Source organism: Amycolatopsis sp. NPDC049159 (assembly GCF_040648295.1).
In the GTDB taxonomy this organism is placed as follows: domain Bacteria; phylum Actinomycetota; class Actinomycetes; order Mycobacteriales; family Pseudonocardiaceae; genus Amycolatopsis; species Amycolatopsis pretoriensis_A.
This window is the reverse complement of record NZ_JBEZDL010000018.1, coordinates 115,165-138,019: the sequence shown is the minus strand read 5'-3', so window position 1 is coordinate 138,019 and position 22,855 is coordinate 115,165. Positions and strand designations below refer to the sequence as shown.

Sequence of the window (22,855 nt, the reverse complement as noted above, 5' to 3'; positions counted from 1 at the left end):
ATCCGGATCCCCTCGCAGAACTGACCGACAATGGGGCCTTCACCAACAAAGGGCACGCGCCCTACCGGCCGCAGACCAACGGCGAGGTCGAGCGGTTCAACCGGACTTTTCTCGAAGAATGGGCTCCAGCCGGCCCCTACCGCGGCGACACCTCACTCGCCGGTCAGCCACCCGCCAGCCGCGTCCCAACCTCACAGGGCACTACAACCAGCCGTCACTCGTGAGCGTGTTCGAGCGCGTGTCTTGGGCGGCGTTCTGCAATGAACGCATGCAGCGAATCTTGAGCTGCGCGGCGTACCTCGGCATCCAACTCCTCATCGTGGAGGGTCTCGAAGGAGATGAACGCGCCGAGCCGGAGCAGGCGCTTCAGGAAATCCTTGAGCAGGTCGGTCTCGTTCAGTCCGCCAGTCTCGACCTCGTGCCAGACGTGCAGGATCGAGCGAACCAGCTGAGGACTGCCGCCGAGCGCCCGCCGTCGTGCGTAGATCTGGTCGAACGCACCTTCGCCGAGGATGTTGAGGGCGGCATAAGGATCAGCGCTGCCGGTTTCGTGAACCAAGTGGGCCCGCCACCAGAGGCGACCGAAAACGTGCCGCGTCAGATCCTTGGCGAGAAAACGTTCATCCGTCCGTTTCTCGAACCGCCAGAACGAGACGTCCGGAAGAACGACGAGCGCGAGAAACACCCAGATCTCACGGGCAGCCGCCTCGGCGGGTGCGAGTCCCGTGGTTCGGTGAAGCAGCTCTGCGACCTTTCGATCGAATTCGTTCTTGGTGGCAGGCGTCGAGCGATTCGGGAACCCGGCTTCGCGAGCTATGGCGACGATGGCCTGGCGCAGCTGATCAAGGTCCTTCTCCCGGACTCGGTCGCCGCCCGTTGCAGCGTAGACGGCCGAGTCGTGGCGCAGCGCAGCCTGCTGTGCGAGCTCCTCGAGCGTCATCGACTTGTACTGCTCGTACAGCTTGTGAGCCTGTCGCGGCAGGAGACGCGGGTACAAGATGCTCATCAGGACTCTCCGAAGATCCGCACGGCGTGCTGTAGCTCAGTGGCGAACGATGTCGGCGACTGCTCGCGTCGGCGTCGCAAGTGGGCCAGAGTCTGACCGGGGAAGAATCTGCCGACGAGCGCCTGCAGCGTGCTGCCGATGCTCTCTTCGCCGTAGTCGGCCTCCAGGCTGAAGTCCTGATCTTGCAGTGCGTAGTCGATCAGCGTGCGGGCGACGTCCGCGTGCACGCTGGACAACACGACGCGGTCGACGGGTCGCGGTTTGGCTGCGTTGCGCATGGCATCCACCAGCACTTGCTTACGTTCGTTGACCAGCAGGAGCAGGGCGCCCATGGTGGCCGTTTCGAAGTCCCCGCCGATTTCGACGTGCCAGGCGGCGTCTTCGGGGTACTGAGTTTTGGAGAAGTCGACCACGGCGATGGGAAACAGCGGTGCATCACCCTGGAGTCGAGTCCGGTACTCGGCGGTCCACAAGATCGAACCCGCTCGGCGCGGCGACGCCAAAGCTGCGGTTTCGCAGTACTCGGCCAGAACCAAGGTGGTTTCCAGGCCCAGCACGCCACCGAGTTGGTTCCCGGACAAGACCGCGCTCAGCTCGACGTTCGTGATGCCGGATTCGGGTAGACCAACGCGGTCGCCTGCGGACTTCAACCCTGAGCCGGTCGCAGTCCAGATCATCGCGAGTGTCAACTTCGCCGACGGAGGAAGCCCGGTGGCCTGCCGCACCAGGTCGACGTCGACGGTCACGTTCTGCCGCAACGACAAGTCCATGCGGTAGTCCCAGTCGCTCAGTGCGTCCGGCAACTCGGTCGGAATGTCGTCGATAAGCCATTGCCACGGCCCGGCCAACACGGCCTCCGCCGGGGCCATCCGGTACGGCGGTGCCTGCATACTCATCGCAGGGCCTCCTCACGTCGAGCGGATACCGCGATCTCGGTCGTCGTGTCGGGTGCCGGGCGAACGAGGACTCGCCACACGTCTTCGCCGCCTTCGAGCGTCTGCGTCGGTTCGGTGTGGAGCGCGCCGTCCGGCCCCTCCCAGCCGACGAGGTGCGGTTCGGCAGCCCCTTTCGGCGGATCGGTTTCCCGGCTGCTCGTGCCGGCCAATGCGACGCCGAGGTCTGCGACGCACCGGTACAGACCGAGGGCCGTGACCCGGAACTTCTGGATCAGCAGAACGTCGCCGGCGCGGACCTCGTAGTACGGCGCGTCCAGGTACTCCACTCGAGGACGGCGACCGTTCGAGATGGCGGGTTCGGGTCCGCTCACTTTGGGCTGATTACTGCCTTCGCCACTATTCCCGGCGTCGTAAAGGTCGCCGGAAAGCTGAACGGTGCCTACTGGTGCGGTGCGCTTCACCGGAGTGAAGGCCGGCCGGTAGTCGGACGAGCCGCCGTTGCCCCAAGCGCCCGCGACCAGATCGGAGAACGAGCGGCTCGCTGCACCCAGCGAAATCTCCGATGAGGGAGCCCGGACCCGACCGTCGATCTCGATCAGTCTTTCGATGGCGTCCTTGATCCGGGTGAAGGCCATCTTGACGAATCGCTTGTGCAAGCCTTCGAGCGATTGCCAGTTCCAGGCATCGTGGGTGGGCGGTTCGGACGACGCGAACACACTGTCGAGTTCGACATCCGCACGGAAGACGCCAGCGTACGAAACGTACTCCGCGGCAGGTTTGGGTCCGGCGTGGTAAGTGACCACCAGTTCGGCCGTACGCATCAGACAGACGTGGTGAACGGTGTTGCCGATGCCTGCCGCTTCGGCTGCGGGAGTCCCGTCGAAGGGCGCGAGGAACCGCTTCTCCAGGCCGAGCGCTCCGAGATTCGTCTTGGGGTGTCCCAGGTACCAGACGTCTTTGCGATTCTCCTTCGACCGCATTGCCTCGTGCGCTGCGACGAACATGTCCAGTGGAGTCGTCTCACGAGGGTCCGGGACCGGAACCGTGATGCCGTCACACTGCACGGAGAAACGCATCGGAGGAGCGCCGTCCTCGGAGTCGGTCAGCATCTTCGGCCACAGGTTCCACGCGATCGTCTCCGCGAGGTAGCTTCCGGCTTCCTGGATCTCGCGCTCGCCGAGATCGGGATCGATGACGACGACCGTCGTGCCGGTCTCCTCCGGGCCGAAGCCGCGCAAGCCCAGCCGTTCCGCCGTGGCGTCGGCTTCCGTCCCGATCAAGGGTTCGACCACTTCGTCCGAGGATTGGGCCCCCCACCAATGTCGTCCGGTGAACCGCCGACCCGAGAGGCCCTCCCCTTCGGCGTAGCTTTTCCACAACGCACAGCCCATCAGCCGGGTCTCGAACCCGTCCGGGACCCGACATCGTGTGTGCACGAGCACGGTCCCCGGCTTGCTCAACAGGTAGAAGATCCCCTTGCCGAAGCCATAAGTGCCGCCACCGAGTTCGGTGTCCCGCGGCTCGCCGATGTTGCGGATGAACGAGACGAAGTCGTGGTTCTCGACCACCGCGTTGTCGGCGCGGGTCGGCCCGCCCAAGCCGGTGGTCCCGCGGTCCGAAACCGTCAGGATGCGGATCCCCGGGCTCAAGATCGACTGCCGCAACGGCAGGTGGTCGTGTGTCGGCACATTGCGGGTGAGCAGCTCCCGCCACGCCGGCGCGTGCGCCGGGCTGACCACCCTCAGGTCCAGGTGGTAGTCGACCGCCGTGTCGCCCGTTCGCGCGTCCCAGCTGTTCTGAGCCGATTCACGGATCAGTATCGTCAGGAGGTCCAACTCAGGCCTGCCGAGTTGGTTGCGGATCCCCTCGGCAGTACTCGCCCCTTCGGGCGGGAACACCTGTGAGTGCCAGGCTGCTGCGATCACTTGCTCTCCTGGGTGATCCGGAAGGTCCGATCACGGATCTCGGACGGGTCGGTGACCTGCGGCTGTTGTTGATCCAGGTCGACGGTGTAGTCGACATCGGAGACACCCGGCGGAGCGGAAGAAGGGGCGATGCGGGGGAATTCGCTGTCCACTTCGTACCAACGTTGCTCGCGGACGACGAAGCGCACGTCCTCGTAGAGGTCCGCGTCGGCAGGCCGGTACCCGGCCTCCGCGAGCTTGAAGAGCAACCTGGTGTCGTCGTCGCCGGTGCGGCGCGCGTGGTCTACGAGGTCCGAGATGGTGCTTCCCTGTTCCACGACCCGTTCCACTCGGATCCACACCAGGTCCAGGGTGCCCTCCGGTGGCGGCTGGAGCTGCTCGGCACCGTGTATGCGGGCCTTGCGTCCGGTCGCCGCGGTCGACGTCTTCACCTCGATCCCGTGCGTGCCGACGGTGAAGTCGTGGCGGTGTCCGGAGGGGCCCGTCCAGAAGTCGACGGCCGTGCTCTCCCCTGCGAGCAGCTCGTTCAGGACCACCAGTTCACCGAAGAGGCCCGCCAATCGATCGGGACTCAGCGGCGCCGGTGAATGCTGGAACAACGCGCGCCATTGACTGACCACCGTGTACAGCGCTTTCAGCGGTCGATCAGGCGCTTCACCGACCGCATCGAGGACGTCGACCACGAGTCCGGTGAAGACACCGTCGAGGTCCCTCCGATCACAGCCCAGGTCGGCGTACCGCTCGTAGACTTCTTCGTTCTCGAGCGGCCTCTCTCGGACGGTCAGGGCTGCGCCACCGCGATCGAGTCGTACGTGCTGGTGGGCCGTCAGCGGTACGAGGAGGTGGCGGTTTCCCGTGTGGTCCACCGCTGCGAGCAGGGGGCCGAGTGGGGTTGCAACCGGGAGGTTCGACGTGCGCACCCGTTGAGGGCTGGAAACCTGTTCTTCGTCGAGGCGCCCCCAGTGGTCGTCGACGACTTCGCGCAATCCCACGGCCATCAGTAGTCCACCGCGTCGAGACCGCTCAGGTCCTCGTCTTCGATCCGCACCTTCGCCAGGTTGGTGGCTACGTACTGCCACTCCACTGTCGAGTCGTCCGATGAAGGCGGCGGGAAGACGAGTCCGACCCCGATGACGTCTTCGGCGGCGTTCAGCGCTCGGCGACTGTGTGCGCGGCGGGTCTCGGGTTCCGAGTCCTTGTCGACCGCGTAGAGCGCCAAGAGGGCCGTGTCCGGGCTTTGTCGAAGGCGCAGTCCTTTGATTTTCTCTTCGGTCAGTTCGCCCTGCACGGATGAGGTGTCGAGATCGATTGCTGCGTCCCGACGGCTCATCAGGGTCTTGATGTCGACGGTGTCGGTGTCGTCGCCGGGCAGCGCCGAACGAGTGGCCATGCGAACGGTGAATCCGTCGGCGTAGGTGAACTCCTTCGGCGCCTCCTTGCCCGCCGAACCGGCAATGAGGGCGATGTTCCAGCCCCGCAGCGCGCCGGATTTGGCGATGCGCCTCGCGATGTAGTCGGTCAACAGCCTGGAATCGCACTCTTGCGACTTCTCGTGGAACCGGTATTCACGCAGGAAGTCCGTCACGAGCTCGTGCGGGACGCCGCGGATCAGCTCGTTGTCGTCTTGCCTGTCCTCCTCCGGACTGCCCTCGAGCACGGCTTTCTCGACGAGCCGGCGAGCGGCTGCCTGGTTGGCGGCGAGCCAGTCGTGGTCAGTGCGGAAGTATCGCGTCTGTACGCGCTGACCGCCGTACGCCGAGGCTGAGGGGATGGCGTTGGTCATCTTGGCGGCCGCCGTCACGCGCAGCGAGGGATGCGTGCGCAGTCGTACGGCGAACGTCATCGGCGTCTTGTCTTCGACCATGTAGACGTCGATGTCGCGGCGCATCTCGCTCTCGACGGTCGCAACGTGGCGGAACCAGTCGCGGAGCTCGTCTGTCATCCAGATGCGGGGGAGGTCGGCGTAGCCGTTGCGGAAACCGAACCACCGCCCCATCTGCAGCAACGTGTCGTATGCGGACACGGATCGGACGAAGAAGCTCACGGCCAGGCCTTCGAGCGTCAGGCCGCGGGAGAGAGTGTTGCCGCCGACGGCGATGGCGACGATCGGGCCGTTCTCGTAGTCGAGACGATCCTTGCTCCCGGAGTTGTCCATGATGATCCGGCAGTCGTGCAGAACGCCGGGGAGTAGCGGTGCCAGTTCGTCGAAAGCGACCGGTTGCTCGCCGAACAGCTCCGCCGGTACCCGTGCTGTTTCGCTCTCCCAGAGTTTGCGTAGCTCGGCCAGGAGATCGGCGTCGCCGGCGCGCAGCAGGGCCTCGCTCTGGTTGCGGAGCTTGGTGAGGGGGTGCTTGAAGCTGTTGTGGACGGCGGTGTTGACGCTCGTGTGCACCAGCATCGTCGAGTGTGGATTGCCTGCGTTTCGCACTCGACGCGCCGCCGTGCTCAGCCAGAAGTACCGAATCGCCGTCCTGATCGTCTCCGTCAAAACAGGTTGGAATCCGTCGGCGTCGGAGCGTGAGCTGGGGCGTACGAACTCCACCTCGGAATCGGGTACTTGCCGGATCATGTCGTAGCCGTCGAAGACCTCCTCGGGATCTTCACCGTCCATCACCTCCCGGCCGAACAACACCTCGGTCCCGAAGTGCCCCTTCGGCTTGGGCAGGTTGACGATGAAGTGCTCGGGATACAGATCTTTCACCGAAGGGTCGATCAACAGGTTCGCGAACGGGGTGGCGGTGTAGCCCACGTAGGCCGACTTCGGCAGGCGGCCGAGGATCTCGATGATCAGCGGGTTGATGGTTTCGGTGGCGACCGTCGCCTGATCGGCCTCGTCGTCGATGATCAAGGCCGGGCAGTCCGCCAGGTACTCCGAAGCCGTCTCGAGCCATGCCGAGAACTTCTCGAGAACACGAGGGTTCTTCTTGATGACGCACAGGACGTGCTGCTTGTTGTTCTTGGCCAGATAGGCGGCCGCGTTGGCAGGCGGAGTGAAGTCCTTGTCGGGGTCGGTGAGCTGGAGCCAGCGCGAGGGGTTCGGCTTGACCAGCTGGTCCACCAGGCGGAGCTGGGTTTGGCGGCGCAGACCGTTGTGGATGCCGGCGAGCACGATGAACAGCTTGTAGCCGCGGTCGGCCGCCTTCGCCGTCACCGCCGTGAAGTTGGTCGTCTTGCCGGACTGGACGTAGCCGACGACCAAGCCCTTGGTCGAGAATTTCGTGACCTGGGGATGGCTCAGCAGGGACACGACCTTGGTCGAAGCACCGTCGAGGTCATCGAGGCTCTGCTCCGACCAGCCCGACTTCCGGAGCAGCTCTTCGAGCGCCGGCCAGTACCTGTCGCGTGGCCGTGGTCCGGTGTACCAGGTGTAGCGGTTGTCGAGGATGACGCTGCGCGGCTCCTCACGTTCCCTGATCCTGATGGTTTCGCGCTCGTGCCGCTCGGCGATCCGCTGCAGGAGCTCGTCCTCTGCGCCGAAGAGCTCCATCTTCTTGATGGCGGTTTCCGGGGTGCCGGAGTCCACCAGGTCGAGGAACGCGGCGTACTGCTGGTCGAACTTGTCGGTCACCGAATCCTCCAACTGCCTGTTCCATCGACCCGATCCACGGTAGAACCTGACGGCCGTGCCGTCAGGTAGATCGAACGGGTGACCTTCGACCGGTGTAACTCAGCACCGGACGCGTCCACTCCGCGTTCGATCACGTCGCCCTGATGGCGGCTTTCGTTACTCCGTGTGGTGGTTACAGATGCATCACACAGGTCCGGGTGGCCGCGCGGGGAAGCGGCCGGCGTGTCGAATCCGTTGCAATCGGGCGCCTTATAGACTGCCCACTCATGACCGACGGACAGTCACCGCTACCCCTGCCTGTGCAGGTCGAGATGGTGGACCTCTTCGCAGGTCCGGGGGGACTCGACGTCGCTGCTCACTGGCTCGGCGTCTCCGTCGTCGGGATCGAATGGGACCAAGACGCTTGCGTGACGCGGGAAAACGCGGGCCTGCATACCAAGCAGGGCGACGTGCGTCTCTCGAAGCCCGCCAACTATCCGCAGGCTCGGATTTTGAGCGGGGGCCCGCCGTGCCAAACGTACACAGTGGCGGGACCGGGAGAAGGCAGACGCGTCATCACCCAGGTGGTCGATCTGATCAAGGCGGTCGGTAAGGGCACCCCCATCTCCGACGAAGACCTCAAGCGTCTGAGTGAGGACGTCCGCACCGGACTGGTTCTGGAACCTCTGCGCTGGGTCATCGATGCCGGAGTTCCCTACGAAGCCATCGTGCTCGAGCAGGTTCCGGCTGTACTTCCCGTCTGGCAGGCGTACGCCGAGGTGCTCCGCAAGCGCGGCTACAGCGTCGACTGCGGCATCTTGCACACCGAAGAATTCGGGGTCCCACAGACACGACGGCGTGCGATTCTGATCGCGCGGCACGGCCACGAGGTCGAGTTGCCGAAGCCGACTCACCGACGTTACCGCAAAGAGTCGGCGCGAGGAGAAGGTGATCCGAGCCTCCGCCCGTGGAAGACGATGGGCGAAGCACTCGGCTGGTCGGAACGGTTCAAAGTGGTGTCCAACTACGGCACCGGCGGGGATCCGAAGGCGCGGGGGGAACGGCTGTCGACGCAGCCGGCGTTCACCGTGACGGGCAAGGTGTCCCGCAACCGGCTGGTGGACAGGCCGAAGGGCATGTCGGATCGCTTCACCGACCACGAGGCAGGAAAATTGCAGACGTTCCCGCATGACTACCCGTGGTCCGGGCGTGCGATCGCTCAGCAGATCGGCAACGCCATCCCGCCGCGCTTGGCCGCCCACGTCCTCGCCGCGGCTCTGGGCAAGAAGCTTGACGAGAAGGTCTTGGACCGGTGCGTCAAGCAGAGTTGGGAGAAGACTCGCGGCGGGGTGGCCGGGTTGTTGATCGACACGGAGGACAGCTGAGACTCAGCGTCGTTCCCGGATCGCGGCGATGACTCGGTCGGCAGCTGCCTCCGCGGTCTCGTGCTCCCAGATCCGGAGAGCGAGCCAACCGGCGTCCCGGAGTCGCTCATCGGTGTCGGCGTCGCGTCTGCGGTTGGTTTCGATCTTCTCGCGCCAGAATTCCGCGTTGTTCTTCGGCCAAGTGGCGTGTTCCGGACATCCGTGCCAGAAACAACCGTCGACGAAGACGGCGACGCGGGCGGGACCGAAGACCAGGTCCGCCTCTCGGCGCACCCCTTCGACCGGTCGCCGGTGCACGCGGTAGCGAAAGCCGGCGCCGTGGAGGAGTCTGCGCAGAGACATCTCGATCCCGGTGTTCCGGGACTTCTGCTTGCTCATCCGGATGCGTACCGCGGATGTGGTCTTCAAGCGCTCCACGCGCACATTGTGACAAGGTTCGAGCCCAGCGGGAGACTACCCCTCGATGACGCGGCCTTCGATCACCGTCGGCTGGGGGCGGTCACCCCGGGGCTCCTGCGGAGGCACAACCTCGCTGTCCACCACCATCACCGGACCTCGGCGCTGGTTCGCGAACCGGACCGCTCGCTTCTCCATCCGCTTCAGCCACAACCGCCGAGCCACCGCGCGGGACGGCGGGAGGATCAACAGCAAACCGAGCACGTCGCTCACGAACCCCGGCACCAGGATCAGCACCCCGCCGAGCCCGACGAGCATGCCGTCGGTCAGCTCCTTCTCCGAAGGGCGTCCCAGCCGGGCCGACTCCACGAACGCGCGCATCGCCTTGCCGCCCTCGCGGCGGGCCAGCCACGAGCCCAGGAATGCGCCACCGAGCAGCAGGCCGAGTGTGCCGAGGATGCCGACAGCCGAGCCCACCGCCCAGATCGCGGCGATCTCGGCGATGACGTAGAGCAGGAACGCGACAGCCATACCGGGACAACGAACGACCTGTCCGATTTGCTCCCGCGGCCGAAATTCACCGGCTAGGGTCACACCTCGTGCCCGACTGGTTCCGCTGGCTCCTGATCGCGCTCGCGGTGCTCGGCGTCGTCGCACTGACCGGGCGTCAACGGCTGCGGCTTCCCGCGTTCCCCCAGGTGAGAGCCGGTATTGCCGTCTCCGTGCTCGTCTGGCTGGCGATCGCCGTCGTCGTTGCGGGCGGTGCCGGGGGCGGGCTGCTCTGGTTCCTCGGCTGGCCGCGGCTGCCCACCACGGCCGCGTTCGACGTCGCCCAGTTGCTCGACCTGCTCAAGATCGCTCTCTCCGTGGTCGCCGGGCTGGGTGGGGTGGTGCTGCTCGCCGTCAACTACCGGAAGCAGCGGGTCACCGAGAACGAGCACGCCCTCGCTGTCGAGAAGGCCGGGCGCGAGACCGTTCAAGGGTTCAACGAACGGCTCGGTGCCGCCGCCGAACAACTCGCCCACGACAGTCCCGCGGTCCGGTTGACCGGCGTCTACGCCCTTGCCGGGCTCGCTGACGACTGGGAGGACAAGCGCCAGGTCTGCGTCGACGTCCTCTGCGGCTACCTGCGGCTTCAGCCGCCGGCCATGACGCCTGGCGAGTCCGTGGTGCGGGAAGCGATCCTCCGGATGTTCCGCGATCGGCTCACCGGCCTCCGGTGGTGGCGGCAGCCGATCGACTTCGACTTCACCGAAGTCGCGTTCGAGAACGCCGACTTCTCCGGGCTCCGGTTCCGCGGGCGGCTGATCCTCGACCGGGCGGAGTTCACCGGGGAGTCGGCCTCGTTCCACCGCGCGCGCTTCAGCGGCGGCCTCAGCTGCCACGGCACGCGCTTCGCCGCCGAGCGCACAACCTTCGCGAAGGCGACTTTCGACGGCGCGGTCGAGTTCGTCGGAACCGAGTTCACCGGGCGGGAACTCAGCTGGGCCGGTGCGACCGTCGAAGGGAAGACGGCCGACTTCTACCGGTGCCGGGTCGCGTGCACGCGTCTGGACTTCACGCAGCTCAGCATCGAAGCCGGGGAACTCCGTTTCGAGCAGCTGGAGCTGGCCGACACCGATGTGGACTTCGAAGGCCTCTACGCCGGATGGCGCGATGACGAGGGCGGCTTTCCGCGGCTGACCTTCGAGGACGTGCGGTTCCTGCGCTCCCGTCTGCGGCTGGAGCTGTGGAGCGATCGCGAGCGGATGGTCTGGCTGCGGGACTGCGTGCTCGATACCGTGGCCGTCCAGCTTCGCGCGGACGAGGGCGCCAAAGCCTGGTTGAACCTGCGGAACGTCGAACTCCGCGGGGGCACCGAGATCCCCGCGGAGTTCGTCCGGATCCTTAGCTCGGCACCTCGTCCAAGTACGCCCGCGCCTGGAGCGTGAACAGCTCCGCGTACCCGGCCTTCGCCGCCATCAGCTCCTCATGAGTTCCGTACTCCGCCACCTTCCCCCGGTCCAGCAGCAAAATCCGCTCCGCCTGCCGAACCGTCGAGAACCGGTGCGAGATGTACAGCGTCGTCCGCCCCTCCGACAGCTGGCGCAGCCGCGCGAACAGATCGTGCTCAGCCTGCGCGTCCAACGCCGACGTCGGCTCGTCCAGGATCAACAACGGTGCCTCCCGCTGGAAAGCCCGCGCCAGCGCGATCTTCTGCCACTCGCCACCGGACAGTGAGACGCCCTGGTCGAACCACCGGCCCAGCGGGCTGTCGTAGCCGGACGGCAGGCGCTCGATGCGCTCGTCCGCGCCCGCTCGGCGGGCCGAATCCTCGATGTGCGGGCGATCCTCCAACCGCGAAAGGTCGCCCAGCCCGATGTTCTCCGCCGCCGTTCCTTGGTACGTCACGTAGTCCTGGAACATCGCGCTGATCCGCTCGCGCAGCTCGACCGGGTCGTACTCGCGGATGTCCACGCCGTCCAACAGGATGCGGCCGGCGGTCGGGTCGTACAAGCGGCAGAGCAACTTGAACAGCGTCGACTTGCCCGCGCCGTTGCGGCCCACCACCGCCACCGTCTCGCCCGGGCGGATCTCGAAGCTGACGTCCTCCAGTGCCGGTTCCTCGGCGCCCGGGTAAGCGAACGTCACCGAATCGAACTCGATGTGACCGTCCACAACGGACGGGAACTTCCGCGGCGACGGAGGTGCGACGATCTCGGGTTTCGTGTCCAGGAAGCGGTAGAGCGTGTCCAGGTACAGATTGTTCTCGTACATCCCCGAAAACGCCGTGAACAGCCCGGACACCGACGCCTGCACGGACGTTGCCGCCGCCGTGTAGAGGGCCAGGTCGCCCAGGGTCAGCCGGCCGCCGACCGCCTCCAGTGCGATGTACAGCGCGATCGCCGAGCCCGCGAACGTGCTCAGCAGACCCCAGGACGTCGAGCTGATGTTGCGGTTGATCGTCAGCTTCCGCTGCCGCTCGTACGACACCAGGCCGAGGCGGCGGAAGCGGTCGACGAAGTACGGGCCGAGGCCGAACAGCTTCGTTTCCTTGGCGTACGTGTCCGTCGTGACCAGCGAAGACAGGTAATCCATCCGCCGCTTGATCGGCGACATCAGGAACGTCAGCCAGAACGCGCGCGAGCCGTACTTGGACTGCGAAATGAACGCCGGGATCGGCGCCAGCAGCGCGACCAGCGCCAGCAGCGGACTGATTGAGACGAGCAGCGCGATCATGCTGCCGAACGTGATCAGCGTCCGGACCAGGCCGAGCGCCGAGTTCATCATCGACAGCGGACGGGTCGGGGCTTCCTGCGCCGCCTGGCGCAGCATGTCGTAGGACGTCGAACCCTCGAAGTACGCCAGGTGCAGTTCGCTCGCGTGGGCCATCACGCGGTGGCGGATGGTCAGCGTCATGCGCTCCTGCAGCAGGGCCTGCGCGATCGACGTCAGCGCGCTGCTGATCGCCGTCGCGGCGAGCACGGCGAACTGGAACAGCGCCACGTTCACGATGTCGCCGGTGGTTCCCTTGCCCTGGATCGCCGCGACGACCGAGTCGAGCAGCAGCTTCGCGATGTACGCCGTCACCGTCGGGAGGAGGCCCGACAACAGCGTGATCAGCGCGAGCACGATCGTCAGGGGCGGGCTCGCCTGCCACGTCAGCTTCGCGACCTTCGGCAGGCCGCGGACCGTGCCCGCCACGGACGTCTTCGCGCGCTTCAGCCGCGAGCGCAGGTCCTTCGGCTGGTCTTCCGGTTTCGGCTCCGGGATGTCGACCGGGCCCGTGAGCCCGCTCTCCGGCACGGTCGACGCGTGCCGGCGACGGCCGCGGCGGGCCATCATGAACTCCATCCCGCCCCCACCACCCGGGATCACGGGGCCTCCACGGCGCCGTGCAGGAAGACGTCGACCACCTGGCGCGGGGTGGGTACGTCGCCGTCCGGGGCCATCCGGCCGCCGAACAGCAAGGTCAGGAAGAGGCCGGCCAGCTGCTCGGGCGGCAGGCGCAGGCGGTCCTTCTCCGGCGTGAACAGCTCGACCATCGCGCCGCGCATGGCGGCCATCGACTCGCGGCGGCCGCCCTTCCACGTCTTGCGCTGGTCCTTGAGGCGCTGTTCGGGGTCGCGGTGCCGGACCCGGCCGGACGCGTGCAGGGCGCCCATCAGCGCGCCCATCCGCTCGAGGTGCGCGCCGAGCGCTTCGGCGGCCTCGACGAGCCGGTCCGCGAGGGGCTGGTCGACCGGGATCTCGGCGATCGCGTCGAGCACGTGGTCGGGCCGCAGCGCTTCGGCGGTGCAGGCGTCGAACAGCTCGTCCTTGTCCTTGAACGCGCGGAAGATGGTGCCCTCGCCGATGCCGGCGGCGCGGGCGATCTGGCTGGTCGTCACGTTCGCGCCGTGCTCGATGAGAAGCGGCAGCACCGCGTGCACGATCATGGCGCGCCGCGCTTCGGGGCTCATGCCCGGCGCTCTCCGCCGGGTTTCGGGTGCTGGTGTCATGCCACCAGTCTGCGGAGTGAGTGCTCACTCCGTCAAGTGAGGATAGGTTGACGCCATGGGCGTGCTCTGGGGTCGCCGGTTCCTGCCGTGGCACCGCCGTGGCGACGGCCGGCGGATGGCCAGCGCGGTCGCGACCGAAGAGGTCGAGGCGATCCTCGGCGGCACCAAGCAGCACGAACTGGAGCAGCGCCAGGTCCAGCTGATGCTGGTCGACGATCACCAAGCCGCTGGCGGCACTCGCGTCGACCTCGACGCCGGGAAGATCGTCCTCAGGGGGCCGTCACCGCGGAAGGCCGCCCCGGAACTTCCGGGACGGCCCTCCACCTGCGAAAACTCAGTACGTCATCGCCATTGCCGGGTCGGCCAGGAGGGCGCCGACGTCGGCAAGGAACTCCGAACCCTGCTGGCCGTCGACCACCCGGTGGTCGAAGCTCAGGGACAGCTGGAGCACCTTGCGGACCTTGATCTCGCCGTCCACCACCCACGGCTGGTCCTTGATCGCGCCGAGGCACAGGATCGCGGACTCGCCCGGGTTGATGATCGGCGTGCCCGTGTCGACGCCGAACACGCCCACGTTGGTGATCGTGATCGTGCCGTTCGCCATGTCCGCCGGCGACGTCTTGCCCTCGCGGGCGACGTCGGTCAGCTTCGTCAGCGCCTGCGCCAGCTCCTTGAGTGACAACGAGTCGGCGTCGCGGACCTTCGGCACGATCAGGCCGCGCGGCGTGGCGGCCGCGATGCCCAGGTGCACGTAGTCCTTGTAGACGATCTCCTGCGCCGCTTCGTCCCAGACCGCGTTGATGTCCGGCGTGCGCTTCGCCGCCAGGCACACGGCCTTCGCGGCGAACGTCAGCGGCGTGACCTTGACCCCGGTGAACTCCCGCGACTTCTTCAGCTTCTCGCGGAACTCCATCATCGGCGTGACGTCGATGGTCAGGAACTCCGTGACGTGCGGAGCGGTGTACGCGCTCTGCACCATCGCCGCGGCGGTCATCTTGCGGACGCCCTTGATCGGCACCCGCCGCTCGCGCGATCCGTTGCCGGCAACCGCGACGGGAGGCACGACTGCAGTCCCGTTCGCGGCGCGCTCGACGTCTTCACGCGTGATGACGCCGCCATCGGCGGTGCCGGTGAGCGCGTGCAGGTCGACGCCGAGATCCTTCGCGAGCTTCCGCACCGGCGGCTTCGCGAGCGGAACGTACCCGCCGCGAGGAGCAGCCGGGGCTGCCGGGGCCACGGGAGCCGGAGCGGGTGGAGCGGCGACGGCCACCGCGGCCGGTGCGGGAGCCGGAGCGGCACCCTTCCGGGCCCGCCGCTGCGTGACCACGGCTTTGGAGCCGTAGCCGACCAGCGGCTTCATCTCTTCTTCTTCGACCGGAGCCGGAGCGGGAGCGGCGGCAGCAGGCGCGGGCGCCGCCGCGCCACCGGGGTCGACGTCGATGGTGAGGATCGGCGTGCCGACCTCCACCGTCTGCCCCGGCTCCACGTGCAGCTCCGTGACCACGCCGGCCCACGGGATCGGCAGCTCGACGGCCGCCTTCGCCGTCTCGATCTCGACCACGATCTGGTTGACCGTGACCGTGTCGCCCGGCTTGACGTGCCAGTTCAGGATGTCGGCTTCGGTCAGCCCCTCGGCGGTGTCGGCCAGGGGGAACTCTTTGTACGTCGGCATTGCGCGGGATCCCCCTTACCAGGCCAGTGAACGGTCGACGGCGTGCAGCACCCGGTCCAGGTCGGGGAGGTAGTGCTCCTCGAGCTTGGCCGGCGGGTACGGCGTGTCGAACCCGGTCACCCGCAGCACCGGCGCTTCCAGCGAGTAGAAGCACTCCTGCTGCACCCGCGCGGCGATCTCCGACGTCAGCGACGACTCGGACGGCGCCTCCGACAGCGCGATCAGCCGTCCGGTCTTGCGCACCGACTCGAACACCGGGCCGAGGTCCAGCGGCGAGAGCGTGCGCAGGTCGATGACCTCCAGCGACTTGCCCTCGTCCTCCGCCGCGGCGGCCGCGTCGAGCGCGACCTTCACCGACGGGCCGTACGCGACGACCGTCGCGGTCGTGCCCTCGCGCACGACCTGCGACGAGAACATCCGCTGCGGCGTGCCCGCGACGTCGATCTCCGCGCGCAGCGCACCCGAGTGGTAGAGCCGCTTGGGCTCGAAGAACAGGATCGGGTCGTCCGACTTGATCGCTTCCTGGATGCCCCAGTAGGCGTCCACGGCGTTCGAAATGGACACGACCTTGAGGCCCGGGATGTGCGCGAACAGCGACTCCGGGGACTCCGAGTGGTGCTCGACCGCGCCGATCCCGCCGCCGAACGGCACCCGGATCACGACGGGCATCTTGATCTTGCCCTGCGTCCGGTAGTGCAGCTTCGCCAGCTGCGAGGAGATCTGGTCGAAGCCCGGGAAGATGAAGCCCTCGAACTGGATCTCGCAGACCGGCCGGAAGCCGCGCACGGCCAGGCCGACCGCGGTGCCGATGATGCCGGACTCCGCGAGCGGCGTGTCCAGCACGCGCTGCTCGCCGAAGTCCTTCTGCAGGCCGTCGGTGATCCGGAAGACGCCGCCGAGCTTGCCGACGTCCTCGCCCATGATCAGGACCTTGGGGTCTTCTTCCATCGCGCGGCGCAGGCCGAGGTTGAGCGCCTTGCCGATGGTGAGTTTCTGGAGGTCGGTCATCAGTGCTCACCCGCCGAGGCGAAACCGTCGAGGTAGGACAGGAACTCTTCGCGCTGCGACTCCAGCACCGGGTTGCCCTCGGCGTAGACGTTGCTGAAGATCCGGTCCGGCGGCGGTTCCGGCATGTTGAACGTGTACTCGCGCAGGTCGGCCGCGAACGCGTCGGCCTCTTCCTGGACGCTGTCGAAGAACGCCTGGTCGGCGCCGCCACCGCGGGCGAGGAACGCCCGGACGCGCTCGATCGGGTCCTTCAGCTTCCACTCCTCCAGCTCGTCGGAGAGCCGGTAGCGGGTGGGGTCGTCGGTCGTCGTGTGCGCGTCCATCCGGTAGGTGAACGCCTCGATCAAGACGGGTCCGTTGCCGTGGCGGCACTCGTCGAGCGCCCAGCGGGACACCGCGAGGCAGGCCAGGACGTCGTTGCCGTCGACGCGGATGCCGGGGAAGCCGTAGCCGCGGGCGCGCTGGTAGAGCGGCAGGCGCGACTGGCGCTCGGTCGGCTCGGAGATCGCCCACTGGTTGTTCTGGCAGAAGAACACCAGCGGCGCGTCGTAGACCGCGGCCCAGACGAATCCTTCGTGGACGTCGCCCTGCGAGGTGGCGCCGTCTCCGAAGTAGACGATCGTCGCTTCGCCGTCGTCGTCGCCGACCTTGCCCTCGAACTTCTGCCCCATCGCGTAACCGGCGGCGTTGAGCACCTGGTTGCCGATCACGATCGTGTACGGGTGGAAGCCGTGGCGCTGGTAGTCCCAGCCACTGTGGTCGGTGCACCGGAAGATGCCGAGCAGGTCCTTCATGTCGACCCCGCGCGCGAACGCGACGCCGTGTTCGCGGTAGCTGGGGAAGGCCATGTCGTTCGCCCGCAGGGCGCGGCCCGAGCCGATCTGCGCGGCTTCCTGGCCGAGCAGCGGGACCCAGATGCCGAGCTGGCCCTGGCGCTGCATGGCGTTGGCTTCGCGGTCGGCCCGCCGCACCAGCACCATGTCGCGGTACAGGCCGCGCAGGGCTTCGGCGTCGATGTCGTCGACGTACTTGTCGAACTGGGGCGACGGCACCCGTTCGCCTTCGGGGGTGAGCAGCTGAGTCAGCTCAGCGCCACCTTCGCTGGTTGCTCGCAATCCGGCGATGACCTGCTCCGGGGAGGGCTGGGCCGCCACGGCGGCGGGCCCGTCCCCGGGTTCCGGGTGCGTCCACTGTTCGGACGGCATGCGCAGTACTCCTCGTGTCGGTGCCTCTGGCGGCCGCTTGTGGCGACCACAGCGACTGCACCGGCGGGGACCAGCGCATCGGGTCCGAAGCGCTCGGTCGCCGTCGGCGTTGACGGTTCACGCGGACATCCTGGCACGATGGTCCGCCCTTTGGTGAGTCACGGATACTTATTTGTTGCTGAGAAACAGGCGCTGAACAGGGCAAACGTTAGGACGCCCGAGCATCGGACCTGCGAGGGTCGGGCGCCGGTCCGGGCGTTCACCTGGTACGGCGGGGTGATCACTCAGCCGTGCGTGAGCGCTTCCGCACCACCGGTGGCGACGTTGTGACGTGCCGCACGCCGGGACCCCCGTGGCACGATGGCGGCGTGGAGCAGAAATCCGTTCGTGAGTCCGTTGTCACCGCCTGGACCGACGAGGTCACCCCCAGTTTGTCCGGGCTCGTGGCGATCCCCGCCCTGTCGCCGGCCTTCGACGCCGAGTGGGCCAAGACCGGCCACCTCGCCGCCGCCGTCGAGCACGTCCGCGCCTGGATCGCCGGGCGCGACCTGCCCGGCGCCACCATCGAGGTCGTGCAGCTCGAAGACCGCACGCCCCTGCTGCTCGTCGACGTCCCGGCGACCCCGGGCGCGGCGGACAAGGGCACCGTCCTGATGTACGGCCACCTCGACAAGCAGCCCCCGGTCGGCGGCTGGTCCGAGGGCCTCGGCCCGTGGACGCCGGTGATCCGCGACGGCCGCCTGTACGGCCGCGGGTCCGTCGACGACGGCTACTCCGGCTACGCGGCGACGACGGCCCTGGAGGCCGTGCACGCGGCCGGCGGCGAGCACGCCCGCACGGTCGTGCTGCTGGAGACCGGCGAGGAGTCCGGCAGCCCGGACCTGCCCGCCTACGTCGAGCACCTGGCGGAGCGGATCGGCGACGTCTCGCTGGTCGTCTGCCTGGACGCCGGCGGCAGCGACTACGAGCGGTTGTGGCTGGTCACGAGCCTGCGCGGGATGCTGCACCTCGACGTCACCGTGCAGCTGCTGGCTTCGGCGCAGCACTCCGGCGTCGCTTCGGGCGTGGTCGCCAGCTCGTTCCGCGTGCTGCGGCGCCTGATCGAGCGGCTCGAGGACAGCGAGACCGGCGAGCTGCTGCTCGACGAGCTCAAGGTCGACGTCCCGGCGGACCGGCTGGCCGAGCTCGAAGCCGTGTCGAAGGACTTCCCCGACGCGCTGGCGAAGGCGTTCCCGCTGGTCGAAGGCGGGCGCGTGATCACGGAAGACGCGCTGGAGCTGATGCTCAACAACGCGTGGCGCCCGACGCTGTCGGTGATCGGCGCCGACGGCTTCCCGAAGCCGGCCGACGCGGGCAACGTCCTGCGCGAGAGCACCACGCTCACCCTGAGCTTCCGGCTGCCGCCGACGGCCGACGCCGAGAAGGCGCTCGAAGCCGTGAAGAAAGCCCTGACCACCGACGTCCCGTACGGCGCGAAGGTCTCCTTCGGCGACAACCCGCAGGCGGAGGACGGCTGGAACGCGCCGACCGAAGCGCCGTGGCTGACGTCGGCCCTGCGCACGGTCAGCGACGAGGTCTTCGGCCAGCCGCACCGCGCGACCGGCATGGGCGGGTCGATCCCGTTCATGGGCCTGCTCTCGCGGAAGTACCCGGAGGCGCAGTTCCTGGTCACCGGCGCGTGCGGGTCGGACTCGAACATCCACGTGCCGGACGAGTGGCTGCACCTGGGCTACGCGCAGCAGGTCACCGAGGCCGTCGCGCACATCCTGGACGCCCACGCCCGCGGCTGAAGCGCGCCACTTTCCCTACGAAAGTGATCCGGAGGTCGTCCCTCCAGATCACTTTCACGTGAAAGTGCGGCTTTAGCGGCAGGCTTCGCGCAAGGTTGCGGCGGCCGTCTCCAGGTAGTCCGGGAAGTCCTGCTTCCCGGCCGCGTCGATCCACCGGTCGAACGCGTCGCCGAAGACGATCGTCGCGACCTGTGCGGCCGCTTTCGCCTGGTCGGGCGGGGTGCCCCGGCGTTCGAGGGCTTCGCGGAGCGCGGCGGTGATCGCGGCGCCCTTGGTCCGCTCGCGCTCCTGGAGCTCCGCGGTGGCCGCGATGACGGCCCGGCGCTCGGGTGACGGGTCGACCAGCCGCGTGACCTGCGTGCCGACGTCGGCGAGCGCCGCGAGTGCCGTGCGCAGCGGGGACCCGGCGTCGTCGGCGGCGAGGACGGCTTCGGCGATCGCGGGCGGCAACTGCTCGGAGCCCGCGAAGAGGACTTCGCGCTTGTCGGGGAAGTAGCGGAAGTACGAGCGGCGGGTGATCCCCGCGCGCTCGGCGATCTGCGTCACGGTCACGGCGTCGTACCCGTGCTCGGCGTAGAGCTCCAGCGCGGCTTTCCGCAGCCGGTCCGCGGTCCCGGGATCCCATCTGGCCACGGCCCCAGCCTACAAGCGATGTCTCAGTGTGTCGTCACGTGCTAGCGTCAGTGATGACACACTGAGACGTCACTGGAGGTCGACATGGAGATCTGGGTACTCGGGGCCTTGGGCCGGACCGGTCGCGGCATCACCGCCGAGCTGGCGGCGCGCGGGGTGCCGGCGGTGCTGGTCGGGCGGAACCGGGAACGGCTGGCGGCGACCGGCTCGAAGTTCGTCGTCGCCGACGGCGCCGAGGCCATCGCGGCGGAGATCCGGCGGCAGCGGCCGGCGGTCGTCGTCAACACGATCGGCGAGTACGCCGCGACGGCCGGGACGATCGCGCGCGCCTGCCTGCCCGGCGGCCACTACGTCGACCTCGCCGCGGACCTGGTCGCCGTCCCGCGGCTGCTGGACCTGCACGAGGCGGCCCTCGCCGGCGGCAGCACGTTCGTGACCGGCGCCGGCTTCGGCGTCCTGGCCACGGAAGCCGTCGTCGCGAAGCTGTGCGAAGGGCGCGCGACGCCGAGTGCGGTGCACGTCGACGCGGTGGCGTCGGTCGCCATCGAAGCGGGAGCACTGGGTGTCGCGCTGGCCGCCAGCATCGTCGACGCCCTGACCACCGGCGGCCGCGAATACCGGAACGGCCGCCTGGTCCCCGCGCGGCTCGGCGCGAACGCGCGGACGCTGGAGTTCCCGGACGGCGAGACGGCGAAGTCCGCGAGTGTGCCGTCGGGTGAGCTGGTGGCCGCCCAGCGCGCGAGCGGCGCGCCGTCGGTGACCATCACGTCCGGCCTCGCGCCCACCTCCCCCGCGGTCCGGGCGGTGTTGCCCCTGCTCGGCCGGGTGCTGTCCATCGCGGCGCTGCGCCGGTTCGCGATCGGGCGGCTCGCCGGGATCCAGGCGAAGGCGGCCCCGCGCCCACGTGCGCACTCGTGGGGCCACGCGGTCGTCACCTGGCCCGACGGCACGACGCGCGAAGGCTGGCTCCGCGCGGGCGAGGGCATGGACTTCACGACGTCGGTGGTGGCCGAGGTCGCGGCCCGCCTGGCCCGCGGCGAGGGCAAGCCGGGCGCGCACACACCGACGTCGGCGCTGGGCGCGGAGGTGGCCGAAGCCGCGGGCGGGACCTTCCTGCTCTAGGCGAGCCGGGTCAGCTGGACCGAGACGTCCAAAGTGGACTGGCCGCCACCCGTGAAGATGCCCTTCAACGGCGCCACGTCCGCGTAGTCCCGGCCCATCGCCACCCACACGTGGCGCGGGCCGACCGGGATCGCGTTCGTCGGGTCGTACGCCCACCAGCCGCCGGTCCAGACGTCGACCCACGCGTGGGACTCGCCTTCGACCACCTCGCCGAGCTTCGCGTCCGGTTTCGTGTGCAGGTAACCGGAGACGTACCGGGCCGGGATGCCGATCGCGCGCAGCATCACCAGCGTCACGTGCGCGAAGTCCTGGCACACGCCTTCGCGCGCCTGCCAGGCGTCGGTGGCCGTCGAGTGGACGCCCGTCGTGCCCGGTTGGTACTTGAGCTGCTTGTTCACCCACTCGCACACCGCCAGCACCGACTCGGCGGGGTCCAGGCCGGTCCGCAGCGAACGAGCCTCGCGGGCCAACGTCACGTCACGCGGGGTGTAGTCGGTCGGGGTCAGGTACTCGGTGCGGTGGTCGACGACCGTGTCGGAACGCAGGTCGCGCCACGACGCCGTGTGGATCGGCTCGGCCTCGTCCGCCGTCTCGACCACCGACGTCGCGAGCACCGTGAACTCGGTGTGCGGCGCGTGGAGGTCGAACGACGTCACGACCGTGCCCCAGTAGTCCGTGTACCGGTACGCACGCGTCGCGGGTGTCGTCTCGATGCGCGTCGCCACCGTCGTCTGGCGGCGGTCCGAGCGCGGGGTCAGCCGGGCTTCGTTGTAGGACTGCGTCGCCGGGGTCGCGTACCGGTAGCCGGTCCGGTGCGCCACGCGCAGCTGCCACGTCACAGCGAAACCTCCGCACCGCTCCACGCCACCCACGGCGACGTGCTGAAGTACTGCAACGACACCGATTCGCCGATCTCCCGGATCGACGTCTGCAACGCGCCGAGCCGCCGCGGCAGGTCGGTCAGCAGGTCCGACGGGCGGAGGAACTCCAGCTCGCTGCGGGCCCGGCCGAGCTCGCGCAGCGCCTCGGACTTCTCGTTGCTGCGCGCGCCGCCGCCCGGATCGAGCCGCTGGAGGCAGTCCTCGGCCTGGCGCAGCGCGTGGAACACCGAACGCGGGAACAGCGTGTCCCGCAACAGGAACTGCACGACGCGGCCGGCGTCGAGCGCGCCCCGGTAGGTCCGCAGGTACGTGTCCTGCGCGCCGGCCGAGCGCAGCACCGTGATCCAGCCGGGCGAAGACGCGCGGTCCGCGACCCGGGACAGCAGCAGACGCACGACCATGTCGGCGCGTTCGATCGAGCGGCCGAGCACCATGAACAGCCAGCCGTCGTCGCGGCTCATCGTCGAGTCGGCGAGGCCGGCGAACATCGCCGCGCGCTCCTCCACGAACGACAGGAACGCGTGCGGCCCGGCGCGCCGCGCGTACCGCTGCCGGTCCGGCACCGCGTTCCACGTCGCGTTCAGGCATTCCCACAGCTCGGTCGAGACGACTTCGCGCGCGCCGCGGGTGTTCTCCCGCGCCGAGTTGATCGAGCCGACGATCGACGCGGGGTTGTCCTTCGCGTACGCCACCAGCTCGGTCAGCTTCCAGACGTCGAGGGGCTCGCCGTCGGGGGTGTCGATGCCCAGCACGGCCAGCAGCTGCCGGCTCGCGTGGTCCGGGTCGACGGTCGCGTCCTCCAGCAGCTGGTGGACCGAGACGTTGAGGATGCGGGAGGTGTCGTCGGCGCGTTCGACGTACCGGCCGATCCAGTACAGCGATTCCGCGTTGCGTGCCAGCATTCGAAC

19 protein-coding genes and 2 pseudogenes are annotated in these 22,855 nt (G+C 68.3%); 6 read left to right on the top strand and 15 right to left on the bottom strand.

Going from position 1 to position 22,855, the window contains the following annotated elements:
• Positions 1-59 precede the first annotated feature (59 nt).
• Positions 60-224, top strand: a pseudogene (locus tag AB0B33_RS30785) (IS481 family transposase); the annotation flags it as partial.
• Here AB0B33_RS30785 and AB0B33_RS30780 read toward each other — a convergent pair.
• From AB0B33_RS30780 to AB0B33_RS30760, 5 genes are read right to left on the bottom strand one after another with little or no spacing between them, the layout of a single operon-like run.
• Positions 215-1,006, bottom strand: a complete 792-nt coding sequence (locus AB0B33_RS30780; RefSeq protein ID WP_360777954.1) for a DUF6339 family protein — start codon at positions 1,004-1,006, stop codon at positions 215-217. The pseudogene AB0B33_RS30785 and the gene AB0B33_RS30780 overlap by 10 nt on opposite strands.
• The gene (locus AB0B33_RS30775) at positions 1,006-1,902 is read right to left on the bottom strand and encodes a hypothetical protein (protein WP_360777952.1); all 897 of its coding nucleotides are present in this window, start codon (positions 1,900-1,902) and stop codon (positions 1,006-1,008) included. Before AB0B33_RS30775 ends, AB0B33_RS30780 begins: the two co-directional genes overlap by 1 nt.
• Positions 1,899-3,827, bottom strand: a complete 1,929-nt coding sequence (locus tag AB0B33_RS30770) for a hypothetical protein (RefSeq protein ID WP_360777950.1) — start codon at positions 3,825-3,827, stop codon at positions 1,899-1,901. The genes AB0B33_RS30775 and AB0B33_RS30770 overlap by 4 nt, the downstream gene beginning before the upstream one ends.
• Positions 3,824-4,825, bottom strand: coding sequence for a PD-(D/E)XK motif protein (locus AB0B33_RS30765; protein ID WP_360777948.1), 1,002 nt, complete (start codon positions 4,823-4,825; stop codon positions 3,824-3,826). Before AB0B33_RS30765 ends, AB0B33_RS30770 begins: the two co-directional genes overlap by 4 nt.
• Positions 4,825-7,395, bottom strand: coding sequence for a Z1 domain-containing protein (locus AB0B33_RS30760; RefSeq protein WP_360777946.1), 2,571 nt, complete (start codon positions 7,393-7,395; stop codon positions 4,825-4,827). The genes AB0B33_RS30765 and AB0B33_RS30760 overlap by 1 nt, the downstream gene beginning before the upstream one ends.
• A gap of 266 nt (positions 7,396-7,661) precedes the next feature.
• Here AB0B33_RS30760 and AB0B33_RS30755 point away from each other — a divergent pair, with 266 nt between their 5' ends.
• Entirely contained in the window at positions 7,662-8,759 is a 1,098-nt protein-coding gene (locus tag AB0B33_RS30755; protein ID WP_360777944.1) for a DNA cytosine methyltransferase, read from the top strand.
• A gap of 3 nt (positions 8,760-8,762) precedes the next feature.
• Here the strand turns inward: AB0B33_RS30755 and AB0B33_RS30750 are convergent, their stop codons facing one another.
• Together AB0B33_RS30750 and AB0B33_RS30745 are read right to left on the bottom strand one after the other, a co-directional pair.
• Complete coding sequence (locus AB0B33_RS30750) at positions 8,763-9,137, bottom strand: very short patch repair endonuclease (RefSeq protein WP_360778128.1); 375 nt, start codon at positions 9,135-9,137, stop codon at positions 8,763-8,765.
• Positions 9,138-9,212: 75 nt separating this feature from the next.
• Entirely contained in the window at positions 9,213-9,686 is a 474-nt protein-coding gene (locus AB0B33_RS30745; RefSeq protein WP_360777942.1) for an FxsA family protein, read from the bottom strand.
• Between the two features lie 68 nt (positions 9,687-9,754).
• Here AB0B33_RS30745 and AB0B33_RS30740 point away from each other — a divergent pair, with 68 nt between their 5' ends.
• Positions 9,755-11,086, top strand: a complete 1,332-nt coding sequence (locus AB0B33_RS30740) for a hypothetical protein (protein ID WP_360777940.1) — start codon at positions 9,755-9,757, stop codon at positions 11,084-11,086.
• Here the strand turns inward: AB0B33_RS30740 and AB0B33_RS30735 are convergent.
• A complete protein-coding gene (locus AB0B33_RS30735; protein ID WP_360777938.1) occupies positions 11,043-12,989 on the bottom strand; it encodes an ABC transporter ATP-binding protein in 1,947 nt (648 codons plus the stop codon). The genes AB0B33_RS30740 and AB0B33_RS30735 overlap by 44 nt on opposite strands.
• 20 nt (positions 12,990-13,009) lie before the next feature.
• Positions 13,010-13,597 carry a TetR family transcriptional regulator gene (locus AB0B33_RS30730; protein WP_360778126.1) on the bottom strand — a complete coding sequence of 196 codons (588 nt, stop codon included), beginning with the start codon at positions 13,595-13,597 and terminating at the stop codon, positions 13,010-13,012.
• 94 nt (positions 13,598-13,691) lie between these two features.
• On the opposite strand from AB0B33_RS30730, the pseudogene AB0B33_RS30725 reads away from it, so the two are divergent.
• Positions 13,692-13,895 (top strand): annotated as a pseudogene (locus AB0B33_RS30725) (DUF6191 domain-containing protein); the annotation flags it as partial.
• A 75-nt stretch (positions 13,896-13,970) separates the two neighbouring features.
• Here AB0B33_RS30725 and AB0B33_RS30720 read toward each other — a convergent pair.
• From AB0B33_RS30720 to pdhA, 3 genes are read right to left on the bottom strand one after another with little or no spacing between them, the layout of a single operon-like run.
• A complete protein-coding gene (locus tag AB0B33_RS30720) occupies positions 13,971-15,308 on the bottom strand; it encodes a dihydrolipoamide acetyltransferase family protein (RefSeq protein WP_360777937.1) in 1,338 nt (445 codons plus the stop codon).
• Positions 15,309-15,323: 15 nt separating this feature from the next.
• The gene (locus AB0B33_RS30715) at positions 15,324-16,316 is read right to left on the bottom strand and encodes an alpha-ketoacid dehydrogenase subunit beta (RefSeq protein ID WP_360777935.1); all 993 of its coding nucleotides are present in this window, start codon (positions 16,314-16,316) and stop codon (positions 15,324-15,326) included.
• On the bottom strand, positions 16,316-17,521 hold the full coding sequence (pdhA, locus tag AB0B33_RS30710; protein WP_360777933.1) for a pyruvate dehydrogenase (acetyl-transferring) E1 component subunit alpha: 1,206 nt from the start codon (positions 17,519-17,521) through the stop codon (positions 16,316-16,318). The genes AB0B33_RS30715 and pdhA overlap by 1 nt, the downstream gene beginning before the upstream one ends.
• Positions 17,522-17,889: 368 nt before the next feature.
• Here pdhA and AB0B33_RS30705 point away from each other — a divergent pair, with 368 nt between their 5' ends.
• A complete protein-coding gene (locus tag AB0B33_RS30705; protein ID WP_360777931.1) occupies positions 17,890-19,311 on the top strand; it encodes a M20/M25/M40 family metallo-hydrolase in 1,422 nt (473 codons plus the stop codon).
• Positions 19,312-19,383: 72 nt separating this feature from the next.
• Here AB0B33_RS30705 and AB0B33_RS30700 read toward each other — a convergent pair whose 3' ends face one another.
• The gene (locus AB0B33_RS30700; RefSeq protein WP_360777929.1) at positions 19,384-19,944 is read right to left on the bottom strand and encodes a helix-turn-helix domain-containing protein; all 561 of its coding nucleotides are present in this window, start codon (positions 19,942-19,944) and stop codon (positions 19,384-19,386) included.
• Positions 19,945-20,028: 84 nt separating this feature from the next.
• Here AB0B33_RS30700 and AB0B33_RS30695 point away from each other — a divergent pair, with 84 nt between their 5' ends.
• A complete protein-coding gene (locus AB0B33_RS30695; RefSeq protein WP_360777927.1) occupies positions 20,029-21,066 on the top strand; it encodes a hypothetical protein in 1,038 nt (345 codons plus the stop codon).
• Here AB0B33_RS30695 and AB0B33_RS30690 read toward each other — a convergent pair.
• Positions 21,063-21,905: a transglutaminase family protein gene (locus AB0B33_RS30690; protein WP_247016562.1), complete on the bottom strand. Its 843-nt coding sequence runs from the start codon at positions 21,903-21,905 to the stop codon at positions 21,063-21,065. The genes AB0B33_RS30695 and AB0B33_RS30690 overlap by 4 nt on opposite strands.
• Positions 21,902-22,849, bottom strand: a complete 948-nt coding sequence (locus tag AB0B33_RS30685) for an alpha-E domain-containing protein (protein ID WP_360777925.1) — start codon at positions 22,847-22,849, stop codon at positions 21,902-21,904. Before AB0B33_RS30685 ends, AB0B33_RS30690 begins: the two co-directional genes overlap by 4 nt.
• Between the last annotated feature and the right edge of the window lie 6 nt (positions 22,850-22,855).